Genomic DNA, 21,311 nt, shown 5'->3' with positions numbered 1-21,311 from the left:
CCATTGCAAAGAAGCGGGCGAGATGCTACGCTCTGCATGACCGGAAAGACCCACGAAAATCCATCCCAAATGCCCACCGAACCCATCCACCTCAAAGGCATCACCTGGAACCACAGCCGCGGCTTCGTGCCAATGGCTGCCACCGCTCAGCGCTTTTCGGAGCTGAATTCCAACGTGCACATCGTTTGGGAGAAACGCTCGTTGCAGCAGTTTGCCGATGAGTCGATTCAGCAATTGGCCGAGCGGTTCGACCTGTTGGTGATTGACCACCCGTGGGCCGGCTTCGCGGCGCGCACCGGCTCCATCTTGCCCTTGGATGAGCACCTGCCGGCCGCCTTCATGGCCGACCAGCAGGCCAACACCGTGGGGCATTCCTTCGAGAGTTACCGCTTCAACGGCCACCAGTGGGCGCTGCCCATCGACGCGGCTACGCCCGTAGCCGCCAGCCGCCCCGACCTGCTGGCCCAGTACGGCCTCGCCCTCCCCGAAACTTTCGCCGACCTGCTGGCCCTGGCCGACCGCGGCCTGGTGGCCTTCTCGCTCATCCCCATCGACACGCTGATGAGCTTCTACATGTTCTGCTGCTCGCTGGGCGAAGACCCCTGCCAGCGCGAAGACGAAGTAGTGAGCGAAGCCGTTGGCATCCAGGTGCTCCGGCTGTTCCGCCAGCTCGCCAGCAAGGTAGACCCGGCCTGCTTCCACCGCAACCCCATCCAGACCTACGAGGCCATGACGCTCACCGACGCCCTGGCCTACTGCCCCTTCGCCTACGGCTACTCCAACTACGCTCGCCGCGGCTACGCCCGCCGCCTGCTGCACTTCCACGACATGGTAAGCCTCACGCCCGGCGGCCCACGCCTGCGCAGCACCCTCGGCGGCACCGGCCTGGCCATCTCAGCCAAATGCACCCAGGTAGAAACCGCCGTGCGCTACGCCGAATTCGTGGCCTCGCCCGCCTGCCAGCAGACGCTGTATTTCGACAACGGCGGCCAGCCCGGCCACCTCACCGCCTGGCAGGACGAGCACGTGAACGCGCAGTCCAGCAACTACTTCACTGCCACTCTGCCGGCTTTGCAGCGCGCTTTCCTACGCCCGCGCTACCACGGCCACATGTTCTTCCAGGACCACACCGGCGAGCCCGTGCGCCAGTACCTGCTGAACGGCGGCGACGAACGGGCGCTGCTGCGCCAGCTAAACGAGCTATATGTGAAATCCAGAACGATGGCGTGAGGAATGAGCGAACCTAAAAATCGTCATGCAGCGCGCAGCGAAGCATCTCGCGTGTGGGAGTAATCCAATCGTGAAGACGAAGCCGAGCGAGATGCGTCGCTGCGCGCTGCATGACGGACGAATAAAAAACAGAACCAAGCTACCATCCATGTCCCTTCCCCTATCCGGCCTTTTAGTTATCGAGTTCAGCCAGTTTCTGGCCGCGCCGTCGGCGGGCCTGCGGCTGGCCGACTTAGGCGCGCGCGTTATCAAAATCGAGCGACCGGGCACCGGCGAGGCCGGCCGGCAGATTGCCATCAAAAACCTGTTTGTGGAAGGCAGCAGCCTAGTTTTTCACACCATCAACCGCAACAAGGCATCCTACGCCGCCGACCTCAAGAACCCCGATGACCTGGCCCAGGTGAAGCAGCTGCTGGCCCGCGCCGACGTGATGACCCACAATTTTCGGCCGGGCATCATGGAGAAAATTGGCCTCGGCTACGACGACGTGCGCGCCCTCAACCCGCGCCTCATCTACGGGGTGGTGACGGGCTACGGCCCCACCGGCCCCTGGGCTACCAAGCCGGGACAAGATTTGCTCATTCAGTCCATGTCGGGCCTCACGTATTTGTCGGGCACCAAGGACGATGGCCCCACGCCCTTCGGCATCGCGGTGGCCGATATCATCTGCGGCTCGCACTTCGCGCAGGGGCTGCTGGCCGCGCTGCTTAAGCGCGAGCGCACCGGCCGGGGCGCGCTGGTCGAAGTGAGCCTGCTGGAGTCGGTGCTCGACATGCAGTTTGAGCTGCTGACCACCCACCTCAACGACGGCGGCCAACTGCCCCAGCGCGGCGCGGCGCGCGGCACCGCTCACCCCTACTTGAGCGCGCCCTACGGCGTTTACCAAACCCAGGACGGGCATCTGGCCCTGGCCATGGGCAACCTCGACAAGCTGGACGCCAGGCTGAACCTGGGCATCCTGGCCGATTACCCCACCGCCAGTGCCTGGTTCGACGGCCGCGACGACATCGCCGCCCGGCTAACCACCGCCCTAAGAGAACAGCCCACCGCCGCCTGGCTCGCCACCCTGGAGCCCCTGGGCATCTGGTGCGCCGAGGTGCTGAACTACCAACAGGCCACCAGCAGCCCCGGCTTCGAGGTGCTGGGCATGAAGCAGTTCGTGAATTTGACGGATGGTCAGCAATTAGCCACCACGCGCTGCCCGCTTCGGATTGATGGCGAGAAGCTGTATTCGGACAAGGCCGCGCCTACGCCGGGACACGATACCGAGGCTATTCGGGCGGAATTTGGTTTAGGATTGGAAAGTCGTACCGCCCCTCTTTTGGAAAGCGAATCAGGGGGTGAGGTTAACGCGGAGGCCAAGCCCCTCGCCGGCCTGCTGGTCGTCGATTTCAGTCAGTTCCTCTCCGGCCCTTCCGCCGCGCTGCGCCTGGCCGACCTGGGGGCGCGCGTGATTAAGATTGAGCGGCCGGAAACGGGCGATATCTGCCGGCACCTCTACACCTCGAACGTCATTATGAACGGCGAGTCGTCGGTGTTCCATGCCATTAACCGCAACAAGGAAAGCTTCGCTGTGGACCTCAAAAATGAGGACGACAAAGCCCAGGTGTGGGAGCTAATCCGGCGCGCCGACGTGGTGATGCACAACTACCGCCCCGGCGTGATGGAGCGTCTCGGTTTCGACTACGCCAGCGTGAAAGCGCAGAATTCCAACGTAGTGTATGGCGAAATTTCCGGCTACGGCACCGAAGGCCCCTGGCGCGACAAGCCTGGCCAGGACCTGCTGCTGCAATCGGTGTCGGGCCTGACCTGGCTGAGCGGCAACGCCGACGCCGGCCCCGTGCCCATGGGCCTGTCCATTGTGGACATGCTGGCGGGCGCGCACCTGGCGCAGGGGCTGCTGGCCTGCCTGGTGCGGCGCGGCCGCAGCGGTGCGGGCGGGTTGGTGCAGGTGAGCATGTTGGAATCGGCTTTCGATTTTCAGTTCGAAACCATCACCACCTTCTTCAACGACGGCGGCGCGCTGCCCCAGCGTACGCAGCACAACAACGCCCACGCCTACCTCGGCGCGCCCTACGGCATCTACCAGACCCGCAACAGCTTTTTGGCCCTGGCCATGGGTTCGATACCCAAGTTGGGCCAGTTGTTGGGCTGCGAGCCGCTGCTGAGCTACCCGGAGCCCGCGCAGGCGTTCACGCAGCGCGACGAGATAAAATCCATCCTGGCCGAGCACCTAAAAACCGACACGACCGAGGCTTGGCTAGCCATCCTGGAGCCCGCCGATATCTGGTGTGCCAACGTGCTGAGTTGGGACAGGCTGCTGGCGCACGAGGGTTTCGCGGTGCTGGATATGGTGCAGGAAGTGACGATGGCCGACGGCTACCGCTACCGCACCACGCGCTGCCCCATTCGCTTCGATGGCGAGCTGCTGACCTCGCCCATCGGCTCGCCCCAACTGGGCCAGGACAACGCCGCCATCCTGGCCGAAATCGCCACCTTCCAACCCGCCCGCCATGACGCCTGAGCCCGCCATTTTCCGGATTGCCGTGCGCAAGTTTGGCCCGTTTGAAAGCGCCATGGCTAAGCTGTGGGCGGGCTTCTGCCAGGAAACCGGTTGCCCATTGGCCGCGGAAATGGTGCCCATGGATTTGCACGAGCTGCACGCCAGCCTACTCACCGACAAGGGCTTGCAAAACGGCCGCTGGGACGTGGCCCACATCAACACCGACTGGCTGCCGGAAGCCGCCAGCACCGGCGCGCTCGAAAACCTGACGCCCTACATTCAGCAAAATCCGCCCGCCGATTTCCCAACCGGCTGGAGCCCGTCGTTGCTGGGCATGCAGCGGATTGCTGATGCCGTGATGGGCCTGCCGTTTCACGACGGACCGGAGTGCCTCATCTATCGCAAAGACCTGTTTGATAGCCCGCAGGAGCAAGCCCGCTTCCAGCAGCAGCACGGCCGGCCGCTGCAAGTGCCCGAAACCTGGGACGATTTCCAGACGGTGGCGCGCTTTTTCCAGCGGCCCGCCGACAACCTGTACGGCTTCGTCGCCGCCGGCTTCCCGGATGGCCATAACACGGTGTTCGATTTCTGCCTGCACCTCTGGACGCGGGGCGGCCAACTGGCCGATGCGCAAGGCCACGTCCGCATCGACAGCGCAGCGGCGGCTGACGGCCTCGCCTTTTATCGTGAGTTGCTACGCGACCAGGCAGCCGTGCACCCGCACACCATGCAGTATGAGTCGGTGGCCGCTGGCCAGGCGTTCGCGCGGGGCGAAGCGGCGCTGATGGTCAATTGGTTTGGCTTTGCGGCCGTGTGCGACGTGGACGCGGATTGCCCGGTGCGGGGCCACGTTGATATTGCACGCATTCCGCACGGCGCGGGCGGGCAGTCGGCTTCGCTGAACGTGTACTGGCTCTACGCCATCGGCGCGGGCAGCCGGCACAAGGCCGTGGCGTATGACTTTCTGCGCTACGCCACCCGGCCCGAAAACGACAAGCTGCTAACGCTGAAAGGCGGCATCGGCTGCCGGCTTTCGACCTGGCACGACCCGGAAATCAACGCCCTCGTGCCCTACTACCACAAGCTGGAAATGCTGCATCAGCAGGCCCAGAGCCTGCCGCCCAGAGCCAACTGGGCCCGGATTGCCAGCATCATCGATGAGGTGGTGCTGCAGGCCATCAACACCAATGCGCCGGTAGCTGAATTGCTCGCCATCGGCCAACAGAAAATTAACGCGCTCGACCATGTTTAAGCTGGAAAACACCGAGATTCCCTACCTCCCAGTGCTGCCACAACGGCCGCTGCCCATCGTCATCATCGGCGCGGGCGGCATCGTGAACGACGCGCATTTGCCGGCCTACCGCAAGGCCGGATTTGAGGTGGTGGGCATCACCAACCGCACCCGCGCCCGGGCCGAAAAGCTGGCCGCCGCGTGGGGCATCCCGCACGTGTACGACTCGGTGGCCGACGCCGTGGCCCACGCGCCCGCCGATGCCGTGTACGACATCACCATCATGCCCGAGCAGTTTGTGGAAATGCTGAACCTGCTGCCCGACGGGGCGGGCGTGCTGATTCAGAAGCCCATGGGTGACTACTTCTGGCAAAGCCAGGAAATACTGGAAGTGTGCCGCCGCAAAAACCTGGCGGCCGCCATCAACTGCCAGCTGCGGTTTGCGCCCTACGTGGCCGCCGCCCGTGAGATGCTGCGGCAGGGCCTCATCGGCGAGCTGTATGATATGGAAGTGCGCGTGACGCTGGAAACGCCCTGGGAGCTATTCCCGCATGTGATGGTGCACCCGCGCCTCGAAATTCAGTACCACAGCATCCACTACATCGATTTGATTCGCAGCTTCCTGGGTGAGCCCAGCCGCGTGCTGGCCAAGACGCTGCGGCACCCGGCCAAGAGCCTGTCCTCGTCACGCTCCACCATTCTGTTCGACTACGGCGACACCACGCACGCCGTCATCAACACCAACCACGACCACTCTTTCGGTCCCGAAAACCAGGAGAGCTTCATTAAGTGGGAAGGCACGAAAGGCGCCATCAAAGCCCGTATGGGCCTGCTGATGAACTACCCCCACGGCGTGCCCGACAAGTTTGAATACTGCCTCATGCGCGAGGGCGAAAAGCCGGTTTGGCACACCACGGCGCTGGAAGGTTCGTGGTTTCCGGATGCCTTCATGGGCACAATGGGCAGCCTGATGCGGTTCAAAAACGGGGAAACCGACGTGCTGCCCACCAGTGTGGAAGACGTGATAAAAACCATGGCCGTGGTGGAAGCGGCTTATGCTTCGAGCGACGGCAAACAGTAGCTTGGACTCTGCGAGTCCGAGCTACACTTCCCATGTACTTCAAATCGACCTTTTTCGAAGACTATACTATCGGCGACAAGCGCGTGACCCTCGGCCGCACCATCACCGAAACCGACTTCGTGGTGCACGCCGGACACACCGGCGACTTCTTCCCCCACCACCTCGACGCGGAGTGGTGCAAAACCCAGCCGTTTGGCCAGCGCATTGCGCACGGCACCATGATTTTCAGCATCGGCATCGGCCTCACCGCCTCCGAAATCAACCCCGAAGCCTTCTCCAAGGGCTACGACCGGCTGCGCTTCGTGAAGCCCGTTTTCATCGGCAGCACCATCCATTCCGAAGTCACGATTTCGGCCAAAGAAGAAGGCAAAAAGCCGGGCTACGGCACCGTGACCGAGCACGTGGAAGTCATCAACGAGCACGGCGAAGTGGTGCTGGCCTGCGACCACCTGCTGGTGGTGAAGCTCAAGAATCAGAACTTAGATATCAGAGCATAGAACTCCGTCTTCATGCTCCGCACATTGACCCAAAATCTAGGTTCTACGCTCTAATATCTAAGTTCTAAATCTCTAATATCCCACCCAATGGCCCTTGCTCCTGCTTCCACCCCGCCACCCGTTGCTACCGGCGGCCCCGTTAGTGCCCGCACTTACTTGCTGCCTTTCATCTTGGTAGTGGGCGTGTTTTTTCTGTGGGGCATGGCGCACAGCCTGGATTCCATTCTGATTCCGCACCTTCAGAAAGCCTGCCAGCTCAACAACCGGCAGTCAACCTTCGTGGATACGGCCGTGTTTTTGGCTTACTTTCTGATGGCCATTCCCGCCGGGATACTGCTCAAGCGGCTGGGCTACAAATTCACTATCATTCTAGGTTTGCTAGCCTTTGCGAGCGGGGCTTTTCTGTTTGTACCCGCCGCCGATGCCCGTTCCTACGGCCTATTTCTGACCGCGCTGTTTATCATTGGCTGCGGCCTGACTACCCTGGAAACCGCCGCCAACCCCTACGCCGCCGTGCTCGGCCCGTCCGAGTCCTCGACCAGCCGGCTGAACCTGGCGGCCTCGTTCAACGGGCTGGCGGTTTTCGTGGCCCCCATCATCGGCGCCAATCTCATTTTGTCGGGTAAGGAATACACCAAGGCCCAGTTGGCCGCCATGCCCGATGCCATCCGCAGCACCTACCTCAATCACGAAGCGGCGGCCGTGAAGCTGCCCTACATCGTGCTAGGATGCGTGCTGGTGGCCGTGGCAGTACTGTTCTTTTTCAGCAAACTGCCCGAAGTGCGGGCCGCCGAAGCCGAGCCGTCGGAAGGCGGCGGCTTCTTCGCCGTGCTGAAACACCGGCACCTCACCTGGGCCGTGGTGGCGCAGTTTTTCTACGTGGGGGCGCAGGTGTGCGTCACGAGCTTTTTCATCCGGATGGCCAAGCAGGGCGCTGGCGTGGATGAGAAAACGGCCGGCTACTACCTGGCCGTGTACGGGCTGCTGTTCATGGTGGGGCGCTTCATTGGTACGGCTTTGCTGAAGTACATCGCCTCGCAGAAGCTGCTCTCGATTTATGCGGTTGTCGCCATGGCGCTGTGCGCAGTGGCCGTGTTCGGTGACGGGGCCTACGTCATCTACGCCTTGGGCGGACTGGGCTTTTTCATGAGCATCATGTTCCCCACCATCTTCGCCCTAGGCATCGCTGGCCTCGGCGACGACACCAAGCCGGGCTCGTCGTGGCTGGTAATGTCCATCGTGGGCGGCGCCATCATGCCTCCCCTCATGGGCACGCTCATCGATATGCGCGGCGATAACATCCAGATTGGCTACCTCATCCCGATGGTCTGCTACTTGGTCATTCTGCTGTTTGGCATGTACGGCTACCGGGTGAAAGGGCGGCTGGTGTAGGGGCGGGGCTTGCCCCCGCCCGGACGTTTGCACCGCGGCAACGATTCTGTTCAACGACGGGCGGGGGCAGGCCCCGCCCCTACCTCTTTAACATCATGCAAACCCGCTTGCTTTCCAAGACGCTCCTGTTGCTCGCGCTGCCGACACTCGGCCTGCTGCCGGCCCCGGTGTGCGCCCAGCAAGCGCCCGACCTGGAATCCGTCTTCAAAAACCCGCCGGAAGCGGCCCGGCCGTGGGTGTTCTGGTACTGGATGAACGGCGCCGTGACCCCGGCCGGCATCACCGCCGACCTAGAGGCCATGAAGGAAGCTGGCATCGGCGGGGCGTATCTGATGCCGATAAAGGACGTGGAAAACCCGCCGGCCGTTTCGCCTCCGGCCCGGCAGCTCTCGCCGCAGTGGTGGGCGATGGTGAAGCATTCCATGCAGGAAGCCGACCGGCTGGGCCTGAAGCTGGCCATGCACGTCAGCGACGGTTTTGCGTTGGCGGGCGGGCCGTGGATTACGCCGGAGCTGTCGATGCAGCACGTGGTATCGGCCCAAACGCAGGTAACGGGCGGCAAAAAGCTGAGCCTGATGCTGCCCCAGCCGCCCCGGGTGCAGGGCTACTACCGCGACGTGGCCGTGTACGCCTATCCCACGCCCGCTGGCAGCAGCGTTTCTACCGCCACTGTCAAGCCGCAAATAACCAGCAGCCTCACCGGCGAAAACCTGGACTTAATCGCCACGCCCGGCAACAAAAAAGGCTTTAAAACCAGCGAAACCGGCTGGATTCAGTACGCATTCGACCAGCCGTTTACCTGCCGCAGCATCCGCATTCGCTCCAACGGCTATAACTACCAGGCCAACCGCCTACGGGTGGAAGTGAGCAACGACGGCCGCACCTTCCGCGAGCTGACGCGGCTACAACCTCCCCGTAGCGGCTGGCAGGACAGCAGCGCCGTAACCCACGCGCTGCCCGCCACCACAGCCCAGTTTTTCCGCTTCGGCTACGACCCCGCCGGCTCGGAGCCGGGCGCGGAAGACCTCGACGCGGCCAAGTGGAAACAGTCGCTGAAAGTGTCGGAAATCCAGCTTTCGGGCGAGGCGCGCATTCACCAGTTCGAAGGCAAAAACGGCGACGTGTGGCGCGTGAGCCAGCGCACCACGCCCGCCCAACTGCCCAACGCACAGTGTGTGCCGCTAGGCAACGTTATCAACCTGACCGACAAGCTCGACGCCAACGGCCGCCTGACCTGGACCGCGCCGCTCGGCCGCTGGACCATCCTGCGCATGGGCCACACCAGCACCGGCCAAATCAACACCACCGGCGGCGGCGGGCGCGGGCTGGAATGCGACAAGTTCAACCCCGCCGCCGTGAGCTTGCAGTTTGACAAGTGGTTTGGCGAGGCGGTGCGGCAGGGCGGGCCGGAGCTGGCGGCGCGCGTGCTCAAAGTCTTCCATGTCGATAGTTGGGAATGCGGCTCGCAGAACTGGTCGCAAAACTTTCCGGCCGAGTTCAAGCAGCGGCGGGGCTACGACTTGTTGCCCTGGCTGCCCGTGATGGCCGGCGTGCCCCTGGCTAGCGCCGACCAGTCGGAGCGCGTGCTGTCCGATGTGCGCCAGACCATTGCGGAGTTGGTGAATGATAAATTCTACGTCACGCTGAAGGACCTGGCGCACGCCAAAGGCTGCACGTTTTCGGCCGAAGCCATTGCGCCCACCATGGTGAGCGACGGCCTGCTGCACTACCAGCACGCCGACGTGCCGATGGGCGAGTTCTGGCTGCGCAGCCCCACCCACGACAAACCCAACGACATGCTCGACGCCGTTTCGGGCGCCCACATCTACGGCAAAAACATCGTGCAGGCCGAAGCCTTCACCGAGCTAAAACTAGCCTGGGACGAGCACCCCGGCATGCTCAAGGCCTTGCAGGACCGCAACTACGCGCTGGGCGTCAACCGCCTGGTGTACCACGTATTCGTGCACAACCCCTGGCTCGACCGCAAGCCGGGCATGACGCTGAGCGGCATCGGCCTGTTCTTCCAGCGCGACCAAACCTGGTGGAAACCCGGCCGCGCCTGGGTCGATTACGCCCGTCGCTGCCAGGCCCTGCTGCAACTCGGTCGCCCGGTGGTAGATGTAGCCGTGTTCACTGGCGAGGACACCCCGCGCCGAGCAGTCTTACCCAACCATTTGGTGGATGACCTGTCCGGCATTTTTGGCCCGCAGGCCGTGGCCGCCGAGCACCAGCGCCTCGCCAACGCGGGCCTGCCCATGTGGGAGCAGCCCGAAAAAGTATCCGCCTCGGCCAACATGGAAACCGCCGACATGCTGGTAGACCCGCTGCACGGCTACAAATACGATTCCTTTAACAAGGACGCGCTGCTACGCTTGGCCAAGGTGGAAAACGGCCGCATCGTGCTGCCGGGCGGGGCCAGCTACGGCCTGTTGGTGGTGCCGGGGGCACTAAAGATGAGCCCGGACAGTACCACTATGTCGCCTCAAGTGGCAAAGAAAATACAAGAGTTGGCTGAAGAAGGGGCCATCATTATGCTTGACAAGAAACCAAACCGCTCGCCATCGCTAAGCGGCCACCCAGCCGCAGATGAAGCGGCGCAGCAAATGGTGAAAACATTGTCAGACACAACGATACTACGAGAGCATGCAATCCTACTTTTCTTTGGTCCCTACCGCGCTACTACTTTTGAGCCTATTGGCTTAGCGCCGGATGTTTTAGCCAACAGCACCGCCAGCGGCCAGCGTGCCAAGGGCATTGCCTGGACGCACCGCACCGCCTCGGATTTTGACATCTACTTCATCTCCAACCAACTTGATTCGGCTCGCACCATCGACCTGAACCTGCGTGTGGCGGGCCGGCGGCCAGAACTGTGGGACGCTGTGACCGGCGAAATTCGCCCGGCGGCCGATTGGAAAACGGACAATGGCCGCACTTTGCTACCGCTTCGCTTGGAACGCAACGGCTCTATGTTCGTGGTTTTCCGCGAACCGACAACGCAGCAAAGCGCCCACGACGGCCCTAATTGGTTGGAAACCCAGCCCGTGCAAACCCTCGCTGGCCAATGGCAAGTTCGTTTCGACCCGAAAATGGGCGGACCAGTCCAGCCAATCAATTTCTCCGAATTAACGGATTGGAGCAAAAGTCCAGATGCCGCCCTCAGCCATTACTCCGGCACGGCCACCTACACCCAAAGCTTCCGCTGGCAGCCCCCGAAGCAACTGAAGCAGCAAAAAGGGAAACTTGCCGGCGCTCCTTCAGCCCGGGTCTACCTGGACCTCGGCACGGTTGCGAACCTGGCCGAAGTATGGGTGAACGGCCAGCCCTGCGGCATTGCCTGGACGCCGCCCTACCGCCTCAACATTACTGAAGCGCTAAAAAAGGGCGATAACCAGTTAGAAATCAGCGTCACCAACACCTGGGCCAACCGCCTCATCGGCGACCAGGCCCGGCCCGCCGACCAGCGCCAAACCTGGACGCCTGCGCCTTCGCCGGCCGCAGCCAAGCCGCTGCTGCCGGCCGGGCTGCTCGGGCCGGTGCGCATCGGCATCGGCAGCACCCCCACCTTCCCATTCAAAGTTGATTAATGACTATGCAAGTATTCCTCAAAAAACTCGGCCTGGGTGCGCTGGCAGTGGCCTTGGCCAGCCCCGTTTTCGCCCAGCAAAAGGCCCTCGTGAACACCTCGGCCAGCGCCCACGCCAAACTGAGCAGCGTGGATATGGGCAGCGTGCAGTGGACCAATGGCTTCTGGGCCGAGCGGTTCGACGTGTGCCAGAAGTCGATGATTCCGACTATGTGGGCGCTCTACCATTCCGACCGCAACCACGCTTATAAAAACTTTGAGATTGCCGCTGGCCAAGCCCAAGGCGAGCACAAGGGCCCGCCCTTCCACGATGGCGACTTTTTTAAGTTGGTGGAAGCGCTGTCGGCGTCCTACGCCGTGACCCACGACCCGCAACTGGATAAACAGCTCGACGAAGCCATTGCCCTGATTGTGAAAGTGCAGCGGCCCGATGGCTACCTGAGCACCCAAAGCACCATCGCGGAGCGGAACAACCCCGGGCAGAAGGCGGCATTCAAGAACCGGCTGAATTTTGAAACTTACAACCTCGGCCACCTCATGACGGCTGGCTGCGTGCACTACCGCGCCACGGGCAAGACCACCCTACTCGACGCGGCCAAAAAAGCCACCGATTACCTGTATAATTTCTACAAAACGGCTTCGCCCGAGCTGGCTCGCAACGCCATTTGCCCCTCGCACTACATGGGCGTGGTGGAAATGTACCGCACCACCCGCGACCCGCGTTACCTGGAGCTGGCCAAAAGCCTGATTGACATCCGCGGACTGGTGGCCGAGGTGGGCACCGACGACAACCAGGACCGCCTGCCCTTGCGGCAGATGCAGAAGGCCGGCGGCCACGCCGTGCGGGCCAACTACCTCTTCGCCGGCGCGGCCGACGTGTACGCCGAAACCGGCGACAAAACCCTGCTCACGACCCTGGACCGCATGTGGGACGACGTGACGCAGCACAAAATGTACGTCACCGGCGCCTGCGGGGCCCTTTACGACGGCATATCGCCCGACGGCACGGCCTACAAGCCCGACACGGTGCAGAAAATCCACCAGGCCTATGGCCGCGACTACCAGTTGCCCAACCTCACGGCCCACGGCGAAACCTGCGCCAACATCGGCAACGTGCTCTGGAACTGGCGCATGCTGCAAATCACCGGCGATGCCAAGTACGCCGACGTGATGGAAACGGCGCTCTACAACAGCGTGTTATCTGGCATCAGCCTCGATGGGAAGCGCTTCCTCTACACCAACCCGCTGGCGTATTCCGTCGATTTGCCGTTTGCGCAGCGCTGGTCCAAGGAGCGGGTCGACTACATCAGCCTCTCCAACTGCTGCCCGCCCAACGTGGTGCGCACCATTTCGGAGGTCAACAATTACCTGTATAATGTGTCCGATAAAGGCTTGTGGCTGAACTTATACGGCGGCAACAACCTGAACACGAAGCTCAAAGACGGCTCGCCCCTCAAGCTAACCCAGGAAACCAACTACCCCTGGGACGGCGGCGTGAAAGTGACCCTGCAAACCGCCCCAAAGGAGCCATTCTCCATGTTTTTCCGGGTGCCCGGCTGGAGCGAAGGCGCCACGCTGCTCGTGAACGGCCAGCCCGTGGCCGCCACCCTCACGCCCGGCCAGTACGCCGAAATCAACCGCCGCTGGAAGGCCGGCGATAAGGTAGAACTCAGCCTGCCCATGCCCGCGCAGCTGGTCGAGGCTAACCCGCTGGTGGAGGAAATCCGCAATCAAGTAGCCGTGCGCCGCGGCCCGGTAGTGTACTGCCTCGAAGCCAGCGACCTACCCGCCGGCAAGTCCCTCAGCGGCCTGATTGTGAATGCCAACACCGTCTTTACGCCCCGCCACACCGCCATTGCCGGCTCGGATGTAGTGTGGTTGGAAGGCCAGACTGAATTTGCTGATAACTCGGCCTGGAAGGGCCAGCTCTACCATCCCATTTCCAAGGAAAAACCCGCCACCGTGCCGTTCAAACTGGTGCCGTACTACGCCTGGGGCAACCGCGGCCTGCACGACATGGAGGTGTGGCTGCCGGTGAGCCGATAACACGATGTAGAGGCGCGACACTTCGCGTCTTGGCGTGAGCACCATCGCTTCGATTCCGCCTAACGAGGAGACGCGAAGTGTCGCGCCTCTACAGCCCGCTAACCAATTTTGCCCGTCAATCCAAAGAATGAAATCCAAACTCCTTTTTCTTTTCTGCCTCACACTGTTTATCCCGTTGCTGAGCCATGCCCAGCTCCGGCTCTCCTCGCTGTTCACCGACAACATGGTGATGCAGCAGCAGGCCGAGTGCGCGGTGTGGGGCTGGGCCAAAGCCGGCAGCACCATTGCCGTAACCCCCTCGTGGGGCAAGCAGAAATACACCGCCCAGGCTGACGCGACCGGCAAGTGGCGGCTGAAAGTGAAAACGCCCGCCGCCAGCTATACCCCCTACACGCTGAGCATCAGCGGCGACGGGCCGGCCGTGCAGCTCAAGAACGTGCTGGTGGGCGAGGTGTGGCTATGCGGCGGGCAGTCGAACATGGAAATGCCCATGAAGGGCTTCAAAGGCCAGCCGGTGCTGGGCTCCAACGAGGCCATTCTGCACTCCCGCAACGACCAGTTGCGCCTCTACACCGTGCCCCGCTCGTCCGTCACGGAGCCGCAGGAAAACAGCAAGCCCTCGCCTTGGCGCCTGGCCGAGCCTGAGGCGGTGAGCAATTTCAGCGCCACGGCCTACTACTTCGGGCGCTTGATACAGGAGCAGCTACAGGTGCCGGTGGGCCTGCTGCACTGCAGCTACAGCGGCTCTTTCATTGAGGCGTGGATGGACGCCGAAACCGTGCGCCAGTTTGCCGGCGTGAAGGTGCCGGCCAAAGGCGACACCATCAAGCTGGTGAGCCGCACGGCCACCACACTGTACAATGGCATGCTGCATCCCATTGAGGGCTACGGCATTAAAGGCGCCATTTGGTATCAGGGCGAGTCGAACTACGACCACCCCGACGAATACCCGGCCCGGATGGCGGCGCTGGTGAAGCTGTGGCGCTCGCACTGGGGCATGGGCGATTTCCCGTTCTACTACGCCCAGATTGCGCCCTTCGACTACACCCGCACCTCCAAAAACAAGGGCGGCAAATACAACTCGGCCTTCCTGCGCGACGCCCAGCGCAAGGCCCAGGACCAGATTCCCAACTCGGCCATGGCCGTGCTGCTCGATGTGGGCGAGGAAACCAGCATCCACCCCATGCGCAAGGAGCCCGGTGGCACCCGCCTGGCCCTGCTGGCCCTGGCTCAGACCTACGGCCGCAAAGGCTTCGGCGCCCTGCCCCCCACCTACGAGTCGATGACCGTGAAAGACAACACCGTAGCCGTGCGCTTCAAGAACTCGCCGATGGGCATGACCAGCTTCGGGCAAGAGTTGATAGGCTTCGAAATTGCCGGCACCGACCAGAAGTGGTACCCGGCCAAAGCCGCTATTGCGGGCAGCGTCATCAACGTTTCGGCCGATGCGGTGAAGTCGCCGGTGGCGGTGCGCTACGCATTTCAGGACTTCACGCGGGCCACGTTGTTTAGCAATGAAGGGCTACCGGTTTCGTCGTTCCGGACGGATGATTGGGCGCAATGAGTAAAACCGCAAGCACACCTTTGAACGTCATGCCGAGCGCAGCGAAGCATCTCGCGTGGAGCAGTACTTCATTTACTCATGCACGCGAGATGCTTCGCTGCGCTCGGCATGACGGTCTATTCTGGGTGATGCACAAGCGGCAAGCTCTTTTACTGGTTCTGCTCCTACCCTTTCTAGCTCAAGCCCAAACGCCCGAACTCGCCACCAACAACATCACCTGGACGACTCCCAGTAAAAACGCCGGCGAATCAATGCCCTGCGGGGGTGGCGACATTGGCCTGAACGTGTGGGCCGAAAACGGCGACGTGCTATTCTACATCGCCCGCAGCGGCACGTTTGATGAGAATAATTCTCTGCTGAAACTCGGCCGCGTGCGCCTGCACCTCACACCCAATCCGTTTGAGAAGGGCACGTTCAAGCAAGAATTGGCCCTGCAAACGGGTGACGTGACGCTAACCAGCGCCGTGGGAACCACAACGGCGCAGGTACGCATTTGGGTTGATGTTTTCAAGCCCGTGATACACATCGAAATAAGCAGCAGCTCCAAACTGACAGCGGAGGCCAGCTATGAAAGCTGGCGCTTCGCCGACCACCGCACCAAGGGCAAAGAGAACAACCAGAACTCCTACAAATGGGCCCCGCAGGGCGAGGTAAAAACCCGGCGCGACAGCATCAGCTTCCGCAAGCAGGGTGTCGAATTTTTCCACCAGAACCAGGCCCAAACGGTTTTTGACGTAGCGGTGCAGCAACAAGGGTTGGCAGGCATCAAAACCCAACTCTACAACCCGCTGAATCAAGTGATTTTTGGTGGCGCGATGCAGGGCTCGAACATGTTGCCGGCTGGCACCACCACCGGCCAGTACCTCAATACCTCCTACACCGCCTGGAAGCTCAAAAGCCAGACCCCAGCACGGAATCATTCGCTGGTCGTGGCGCTGCACACTGCAGTCACCCCCTCGTTGTCGCAGTGGCAACAAGGGGTGCAAAAGGCCCTGACCGCCTCCCACCAAAACCCCAAAGCCGCCCGCCAGCGCACCGTGGCCTGGTGGCGCGAGTATTGGCAGCGCAGCTTCATCCACATTCAGCCGCATCAAGCCGCGGCCAATACTCCGGAATGGCAGGCCGGCCGCAACTACCAACTCATGCGGTACCTGCTGGGCTGCAATGCCCTGGGGCAATATCCCACCAAGTTCAACGGGGGCCTCTTTACCTACGACCCGGTGCTGACGGATTCCACGCTCAAGTTCACGCCCGATTTTCGCAACTGGGGCGGCGGCACCCACACCGCCCAAAACCAGCGCCTCGTGTACTGGCCCATGCTGAAAAACGGTGATTTTGACCTGCTGAAACCGCAGTTCGATTTCTACCTGCGCTTGCTTCATAACGCCGAGCTGCGCAGCCAAACCTACTGGCAGCACCCCGGCGCCTGCTTCACCGAGCAGCTCGAGAACTTCGGCCTGCCCAACCCCGCCGAATACAACTGGAAGCGCCCCGCCGACTTCGACCAAGGCCTGGAATACAACGCCTGGCTGGAATACGAGTGGGACACCGTGCTGGAATTCTGCCTGATGATGCTGGAAACCGAGCGCTACGCCGGGCAAGACGTGGCCGCCTATTTGCCCTTCGTGGAAAGCTGCCTCACCTTCTTCGACGAGCACTACCAGTACCTGGCCCGCCAGCGCGGTGCCAAGTCCCTCGACGGCGCGGGCCACTTAGTGCTCTACCCCGGCTCCGGGGCCGAGACGTACAAAATGGCCTACAACTCGACCTCGACCATTGCGGGTCTGCGCACCGTGCTCACGCGCCTGCTGGCCCTGCCGCCGCGCTGCGGCACGCCCGAGCAGCGCCAGAAGTGGACCGCCATGCTGGGCCACATTCCGGCCATCAGCTTCCGCGAAAGCCAGGGCCACCCCACCATCGCGCCGGCCAAAAGCTGGGAGCGCATCAACAACACCGAGAGCCCGCAGCTCTACCCAGTATTTCCGTGGGGCCTTTACGGCGTGGGCAAGGCCGGCCTCGACACGGCCCGCAATACTTACCTGTATGATGCCGACGTGCAAAAATTCCGTAGCCACGTGGGCTGGAAGCAGCACAACATTTTCGCCGCCCGCCTCGGCCTCACCAACGAAGCCGCCGAGCTGACCGTGCAGAAGCTGCAGGATTCCGGCCGCCGCTTTCCCGCCTTCTGGGGGCCGGGCTACGACTGGGCGCCCGACCACAACTGGGGCGGCTCCGGCATGATTGGATTGCAGGAAATGCTGCTGCAAACGGACGGCGACAAAATTTACCTGCTGCCCGCCTGGCCCAAAACGTGGGACGTGCATTTCAAGCTGCACGCGCCGCATCAGACGACGGTGGAGGCCGTAATTGAGGGCGGAAAGGTGCAGGTATTGAAGGTGTGGCCGGAGGCGCGCCGCAAGGATGTGGTGGTGATGTAGCGCGGACTTTGTAGTCCGCGTACGAGCGCAGCGAGTATGGACGCTAGAATAGCCTGACGCAAGTAACTCGCTGTCGCTCGTACACGGACTACAAAGTCCGCGCTACACCCTTAGTGCCCGTTGAACACCACGTACAATCCCACCATTACCACGGCCAGCGCGGCCCAGAGGAACTGCACGCGGCGCGTGGGCCGGGCCATTACGCCATAGTCCACGGCTTGGCGGCGGGCCTGGCCGGCCGGGTCGGTGAGCGAGATGAGCACGGCGGCGGCGAATAGCGCGGCGAAGATGTAGAACGACAGCATGAGGTAGTGCGGCCAGAAGGGGTGCGTGTCGGGCGGGAGCACCCAGAGGTAGAGCACGCCCACGCCCAGGCTGAAAGCCGAGCCCCACGACAAAACGCTGTTGATGGCGCGCTGCGTGGTGCGCGCCCAGAACACCGACAGCAGAAACACCACCGCCAGCGGCGGCGCAATGAAGCCCAGCACCGCCTGGAACACGTCGAACAGGTTGAGGCCCTTCACCGAGTCGATGGCCAGGGCCATGAGCACGGCGAAGGCGCAGCCCACCAGCACCGTGCGCCGCCCCACGCGCACCACGTCGGCGTCGGCGGCCTGCGGGTTGATGTTGCGGGCGTACACGTCCATGGCAAACACGGTGCTCAGTGCGTTGAGCGACGAGCTGATGGTGCCTACCAATACAGCAATCAACACCACGATGACCAGGCCTTTCATGCCGGCCGGAAACAGGCTCGTCACCATCGTCATATAGGCTTCTTTGGGGTCTTTGAGGTCCGGAAATAAAATGTAGCACAGCACGCCGGTGAGGATGAACAGCGGCAGCGACAGGATTTTGAGCCAGCCGATAAAGTTGACGCCAAGCTGCCCTTGCTCCAGGTTTTTGGCCCCCAGCACCGACTGCACCATGGCTTGGTCGGTGCAGAAAAACGCCACCGCCGACACCGGGTAGCCCAGCAGGATGGCGTACCACGGGTACTTGGGGTCGGAGGTCGGATGCAGCAGGTTCCAGTAGTGGCCGGGCACGCGGTGAAATACTTTGCTCAGCCCGCCCACCTTCATCACGCCGATGATGGTGAGCGTGAGCGACACGCCGATGAGCAGCAGCATCTGAAACACGTTGACGCGGGCAATGGCCTTGAGCCCGCCCGCAAACGTGAACGCGCCCGCAAACAGCACCAGCACTATCACCGACTGCCACATGGGGATGCCCAGAATCTGCCGCACCAGCAGCCCGCCCGAAAACAAGCCCAGCGACAGCCACGAAATCAGGATTTTAATCAGCGCGTACCAGGCCAGGATGTTTTGCGTGGAGTCGCCGTACTGCCGGCCCATGAAGCCGGGCATGGTGCTCACGTTGGCCGCCAGGTAGCGCGGCGCAAACACCACCGCCAGCAGAAACAAAAACACGAAGGCGTACCACTCAAAATTGACCGCCACGATGCCCGTGCTGTACCCAATGCTGGCAAACGCCAGCAGCATCGACGGCCCCACGTTGGTGCCCCACATGTTGAACCCGATGCTGGCCCAGCCCAACGATTTATTGGCCAGAAACAGGGATTCTTCGGTCTTCTTAGCGGCACTGGCCCGGTAGCCGATGCCAGCCAGAATCACGACGTAGGCCACGACAATGGCGTAGTCCCAGGCGGTGAGGTGGCCGAGTAAGTTGTTGCCCATGAGGGAATGAGATGTAGCGTGGACTCTGCGAGTCCGCGCACCGTTGGATGATTAAATGGGTTGTTCACGCAACGCGCGGACTCGCAGAGTCCACGCTACAGGTTATTCAACTGCCTATAACACAACACCGTGCTCGGCCAGCAGCGCCTGCACTTTCACCGGCTGCCCCGTCGCTAACGCCCTATCCATGGCCTGCAGCAGCGCAATGGTGCCGATGCCTTCTTTCAAGTCAGGATAAGCCGTGAAATTCTGTTCGATGGAATCGGCGAAATACTCCAGGTAGTTCTGGTATTCGCCGGCGTGGTGGCTTTTGCCCTCGAAGCGAAAATAGTGCTTCAGCTTATGCTCCCAGGTGATGAGGCGCTCCTCGCCGGTGCGGTCGGTGATGGCGTAGCGCAGGTCCATGTAGTCGCCCTGGCTGGCGCCCTCGGTGCCGCGCAGGATGCAGCTCATCTCCGAATCGCGCGTCACGGGCTGCACCGGGCCGGTGTAGGCGCCACTCACGCGGGCCACGCGGCCATCGGTGGCTTTGAAGATGAAGTGCATGGTATCCTGGTGCTTAAGGCCACCCTGGGCGCCGTTGCTGCTCAGCATGCCGTAGCCCATCACCTCCTCGATGTTGGGCAGGTACCAGCGAATGAAATCGACGGGGTGGCTGAGGCCGCCGTAGAGCCACTTAAAGGCGTTTTCCAGCGACCAGCCTTTTTCCAGAAACCAGCGGTGGTCGGCGTGGTAATAGGCTTCGATGGTGATGAGCTCGCCGATGAGGCCCGCCTCGTAGTCGGCCCGCTGCCGCTTCATGGGCTCAAAAAACCGCGAGCTTTGGCCCACGAACAGCTTTTTGCCCGACGTGCGGCTGAGTTCCAGCAGCTCGTTGGCCTTGCTCAAGTCGTCGATAAACGGCTTGGTGCAAACGACGTGCTTGCCCGCCCGCAGGGCCTGGGCCACGTGTTCGGCGTGCAGATGGTCGGGGGTGTAAATGGCCACGGCGTCGATTTCCGGGTCATCGAGCAGGTCCTGGTACTGCGTGGTGTAGTGCGGGAAGTTGAATTCCTCGGCGCGGTGCCGGCACAGGTCTTCGTTGCGGTCGCAGATGGTTTTGAGGGTCCATTTCGGGCTGTTCAACGCGGCCGACATGGTGCTGCGGCCTTCGCCGAGGCCCAGGATTCCGAGGGTTAGCATTTCGGGGGAATTAGTGGCTGTTGGTTATTGGCTATCAATCGGTGGTCATGCCGAGCGCAGCCGAGGCATCTCGCGTGCCGAAGTAATCAATTACTATAGCAGTGGAGCTGCTTCGCCTGCGCTCGGCATGGCTCTTTTTTCACTTTTTAGCGGGCACCGGCTTCTCCGCTACTATTGGCGTTGCAACTACCCACGTTTCGCCGGGCTCGGTGCCGTCGAGGCCTTGCTGGTACTGCTTCATCAGGGCGTTCCACTCGTCTACGCGCGGGTTGTTTTCGCTGGTTTTAGGATTCAGACGGGCCAGGCTGTCACCCTTGGGAATGCTGATAACCAGCATCAGCCGACGCTCCTGCCGAAACACCAGCAACTGCTGAAAGCTGGCGTTGCAGAAACCCTGGGCCACTTCCGGCCACTGCTGAAACTGCGTGGCGTGGTGGCTTAGGTATTCCTGCTGCTTGGCGGGGTCTTTCACCAGCGTGGCCATCAGCAGGATATTGTCCCACTGCTTGGCCGTGGTTTTGTCGGCGCAATAATGGCGGTCGAATTTGTAAAAGGGCGCATCGTAGAAATCGACGAGGGGAAAGTAGGCCTGCTTTACCAGCGGCAGCAATTGCTTCATGCGGGCTTTGGGACCATAGGCCACCAAATATCCAAAGGGGCTGGGCGACCGGTGCCAGTAATAGATGTTCACGTCGGTATAGCCTTTCAGCCGGCACAGCCGTTGCAGGCGGGCGGGCTGCACCTTCTTATCCAAATCGACCAGCTCAATTATCGACATTGGCCCCTGGGCCAGGCTGGGCAGGGCCGGCAGGCACAGCAGAAGCATTAGCAGCAAGCCGCGCAAACGACTGTTACCGCAGGGAAGCACAG

Annotated in this window: 13 protein-coding genes; 10 read left to right on the top strand and 3 right to left on the bottom strand. The window is 62.0% G+C overall.

Annotation, left to right across the window (positions count from 1 at the left end; genetic code table 11):
* Positions 1-69: 69 nt before the first annotated feature.
* From I2H31_RS09005 to I2H31_RS08955, 10 genes are all read left to right on the top strand, one after another.
* Positions 70-1,230, top strand: coding sequence for an ABC transporter substrate-binding protein (locus tag I2H31_RS09005; RefSeq protein WP_196292690.1), 1,161 nt, complete (start codon positions 70-72; stop codon positions 1,228-1,230).
* A 148-nt stretch (positions 1,231-1,378) separates the two neighbouring features.
* Positions 1,379-3,754 (top strand): CaiB/BaiF CoA transferase family protein, encoded by a 2,376-nt coding sequence (locus I2H31_RS25120; RefSeq protein WP_230687615.1) that lies wholly within the window; start codon positions 1,379-1,381, stop codon positions 3,752-3,754.
* Positions 3,744-4,985 (top strand): extracellular solute-binding protein, encoded by a 1,242-nt coding sequence (locus tag I2H31_RS08990; RefSeq protein ID WP_196292689.1) that lies wholly within the window; start codon positions 3,744-3,746, stop codon positions 4,983-4,985. The genes I2H31_RS25120 and I2H31_RS08990 overlap by 11 nt, the downstream gene beginning before the upstream one ends.
* A complete protein-coding gene (locus I2H31_RS08985) occupies positions 4,978-6,045 on the top strand; it encodes a Gfo/Idh/MocA family protein (protein ID WP_196292688.1) in 1,068 nt (355 codons plus the stop codon). Before I2H31_RS08990 ends, I2H31_RS08985 begins: the two co-directional genes overlap by 8 nt.
* 32 nt (positions 6,046-6,077) lie before the next feature.
* A complete protein-coding gene (locus I2H31_RS08980; RefSeq protein WP_196292687.1) occupies positions 6,078-6,542 on the top strand; it encodes a MaoC/PaaZ C-terminal domain-containing protein in 465 nt (154 codons plus the stop codon).
* Positions 6,543-6,629: 87 nt separating this feature from the next.
* A complete protein-coding gene (gene fucP, locus I2H31_RS08975; RefSeq protein ID WP_196292686.1) occupies positions 6,630-7,934 on the top strand; it encodes an L-fucose:H+ symporter permease in 1,305 nt (434 codons plus the stop codon).
* 95 nt (positions 7,935-8,029) lie between these two features.
* Positions 8,030-11,518, top strand: a complete 3,489-nt coding sequence (locus I2H31_RS08970) for a glycosyl hydrolase (protein ID WP_196292685.1) — start codon at positions 8,030-8,032, stop codon at positions 11,516-11,518.
* A gap of 5 nt (positions 11,519-11,523) precedes the next feature.
* On the top strand, positions 11,524-13,563 hold the full coding sequence (locus I2H31_RS08965; protein ID WP_196292684.1) for an aceric acid hydrolase: 2,040 nt from the start codon (positions 11,524-11,526) through the stop codon (positions 13,561-13,563).
* Between the two features lie 127 nt (positions 13,564-13,690).
* Complete coding sequence (locus I2H31_RS08960; RefSeq protein ID WP_196292683.1) at positions 13,691-15,127, top strand: sialate O-acetylesterase; 1,437 nt, start codon at positions 13,691-13,693, stop codon at positions 15,125-15,127.
* Positions 15,128-15,255: 128 nt separating this feature from the next.
* Positions 15,256-17,565, top strand: coding sequence for a DUF5703 domain-containing protein (locus I2H31_RS08955; RefSeq protein WP_196292682.1), 2,310 nt, complete (start codon positions 15,256-15,258; stop codon positions 17,563-17,565).
* A gap of 110 nt (positions 17,566-17,675) precedes the next feature.
* Here I2H31_RS08955 and I2H31_RS08950 read toward each other — a convergent pair whose 3' ends face one another.
* The 3 genes from I2H31_RS08950 to I2H31_RS08940 form a co-directional block, all read right to left on the bottom strand.
* Positions 17,676-19,259, bottom strand: a complete 1,584-nt coding sequence (locus I2H31_RS08950; RefSeq protein ID WP_196292681.1) for a sodium:solute symporter family transporter — start codon at positions 19,257-19,259, stop codon at positions 17,676-17,678.
* Between the two features lie 114 nt (positions 19,260-19,373).
* Positions 19,374-20,441, bottom strand: coding sequence for a Gfo/Idh/MocA family protein (locus tag I2H31_RS08945; RefSeq protein WP_196292680.1), 1,068 nt, complete (start codon positions 20,439-20,441; stop codon positions 19,374-19,376).
* 139 nt (positions 20,442-20,580) lie between these two features.
* Complete coding sequence (locus tag I2H31_RS08940; RefSeq protein ID WP_230687614.1) at positions 20,581-21,267, bottom strand: L-rhamnose mutarotase; 687 nt, start codon at positions 21,265-21,267, stop codon at positions 20,581-20,583.
* Positions 21,268-21,311 lie beyond the last annotated feature (44 nt).

It is taken from the genome of Hymenobacter ruricola, assembly GCF_015694525.1.
GTDB lineage: Bacteria > Bacteroidota > Bacteroidia > Cytophagales > Hymenobacteraceae > Hymenobacter > Hymenobacter ruricola.
This window is presented reverse-complemented; position numbering and strand designations above follow the sequence as displayed.

What these genes read in the sequence shown, in the direction of transcription:
- I2H31_RS08990 (WP_196292689.1), top strand. Translation starts at nt 3,744, where the DNA reads ATGACGCCTGAGCCCGCCATTTTCCGGATTGCCGTGCGCAAGTTTGGC.
- fucP (WP_196292686.1), top strand. Translation starts at nt 6,630, where the DNA reads ATGGCCCTTGCTCCTGCTTCCACCCCGCCACCCGTTGCTACCGGCGGC.
- I2H31_RS08940 (WP_230687614.1), bottom strand. Translation starts at nt 21,267, where the DNA reads ATGCTTCTGCTGTGCCTGCCGGCCCTGCCCAGCCTGGCCCAGGGGCCA.
- I2H31_RS09005 (WP_196292690.1), top strand. Translation starts at nt 70, where the DNA reads ATGCCCACCGAACCCATCCACCTCAAAGGCATCACCTGGAACCACAGC.
- I2H31_RS08970 (WP_196292685.1), top strand. Translation starts at nt 8,030, where the DNA reads ATGCAAACCCGCTTGCTTTCCAAGACGCTCCTGTTGCTCGCGCTGCCG.
- I2H31_RS08980 (WP_196292687.1), top strand. Translation starts at nt 6,078, where the DNA reads ATGTACTTCAAATCGACCTTTTTCGAAGACTATACTATCGGCGACAAG.
- I2H31_RS08985 (WP_196292688.1), top strand. Translation starts at nt 4,978, where the DNA reads ATGTTTAAGCTGGAAAACACCGAGATTCCCTACCTCCCAGTGCTGCCA.
- I2H31_RS08965 (WP_196292684.1), top strand. Translation starts at nt 11,524, where the DNA reads ATGCAAGTATTCCTCAAAAAACTCGGCCTGGGTGCGCTGGCAGTGGCC.
- I2H31_RS08950 (WP_196292681.1), bottom strand. Translation starts at nt 19,259, where the DNA reads ATGGGCAACAACTTACTCGGCCACCTCACCGCCTGGGACTACGCCATT.
- I2H31_RS08945 (WP_196292680.1), bottom strand. Translation starts at nt 20,441, where the DNA reads ATGCTAACCCTCGGAATCCTGGGCCTCGGCGAAGGCCGCAGCACCATG.
- I2H31_RS08955 (WP_196292682.1), top strand. Translation starts at nt 15,256, where the DNA reads ATGCACAAGCGGCAAGCTCTTTTACTGGTTCTGCTCCTACCCTTTCTA.
- I2H31_RS25120 (WP_230687615.1), top strand. Translation starts at nt 1,379, where the DNA reads ATGTCCCTTCCCCTATCCGGCCTTTTAGTTATCGAGTTCAGCCAGTTT.
- I2H31_RS08960 (WP_196292683.1), top strand. Translation starts at nt 13,691, where the DNA reads ATGAAATCCAAACTCCTTTTTCTTTTCTGCCTCACACTGTTTATCCCG.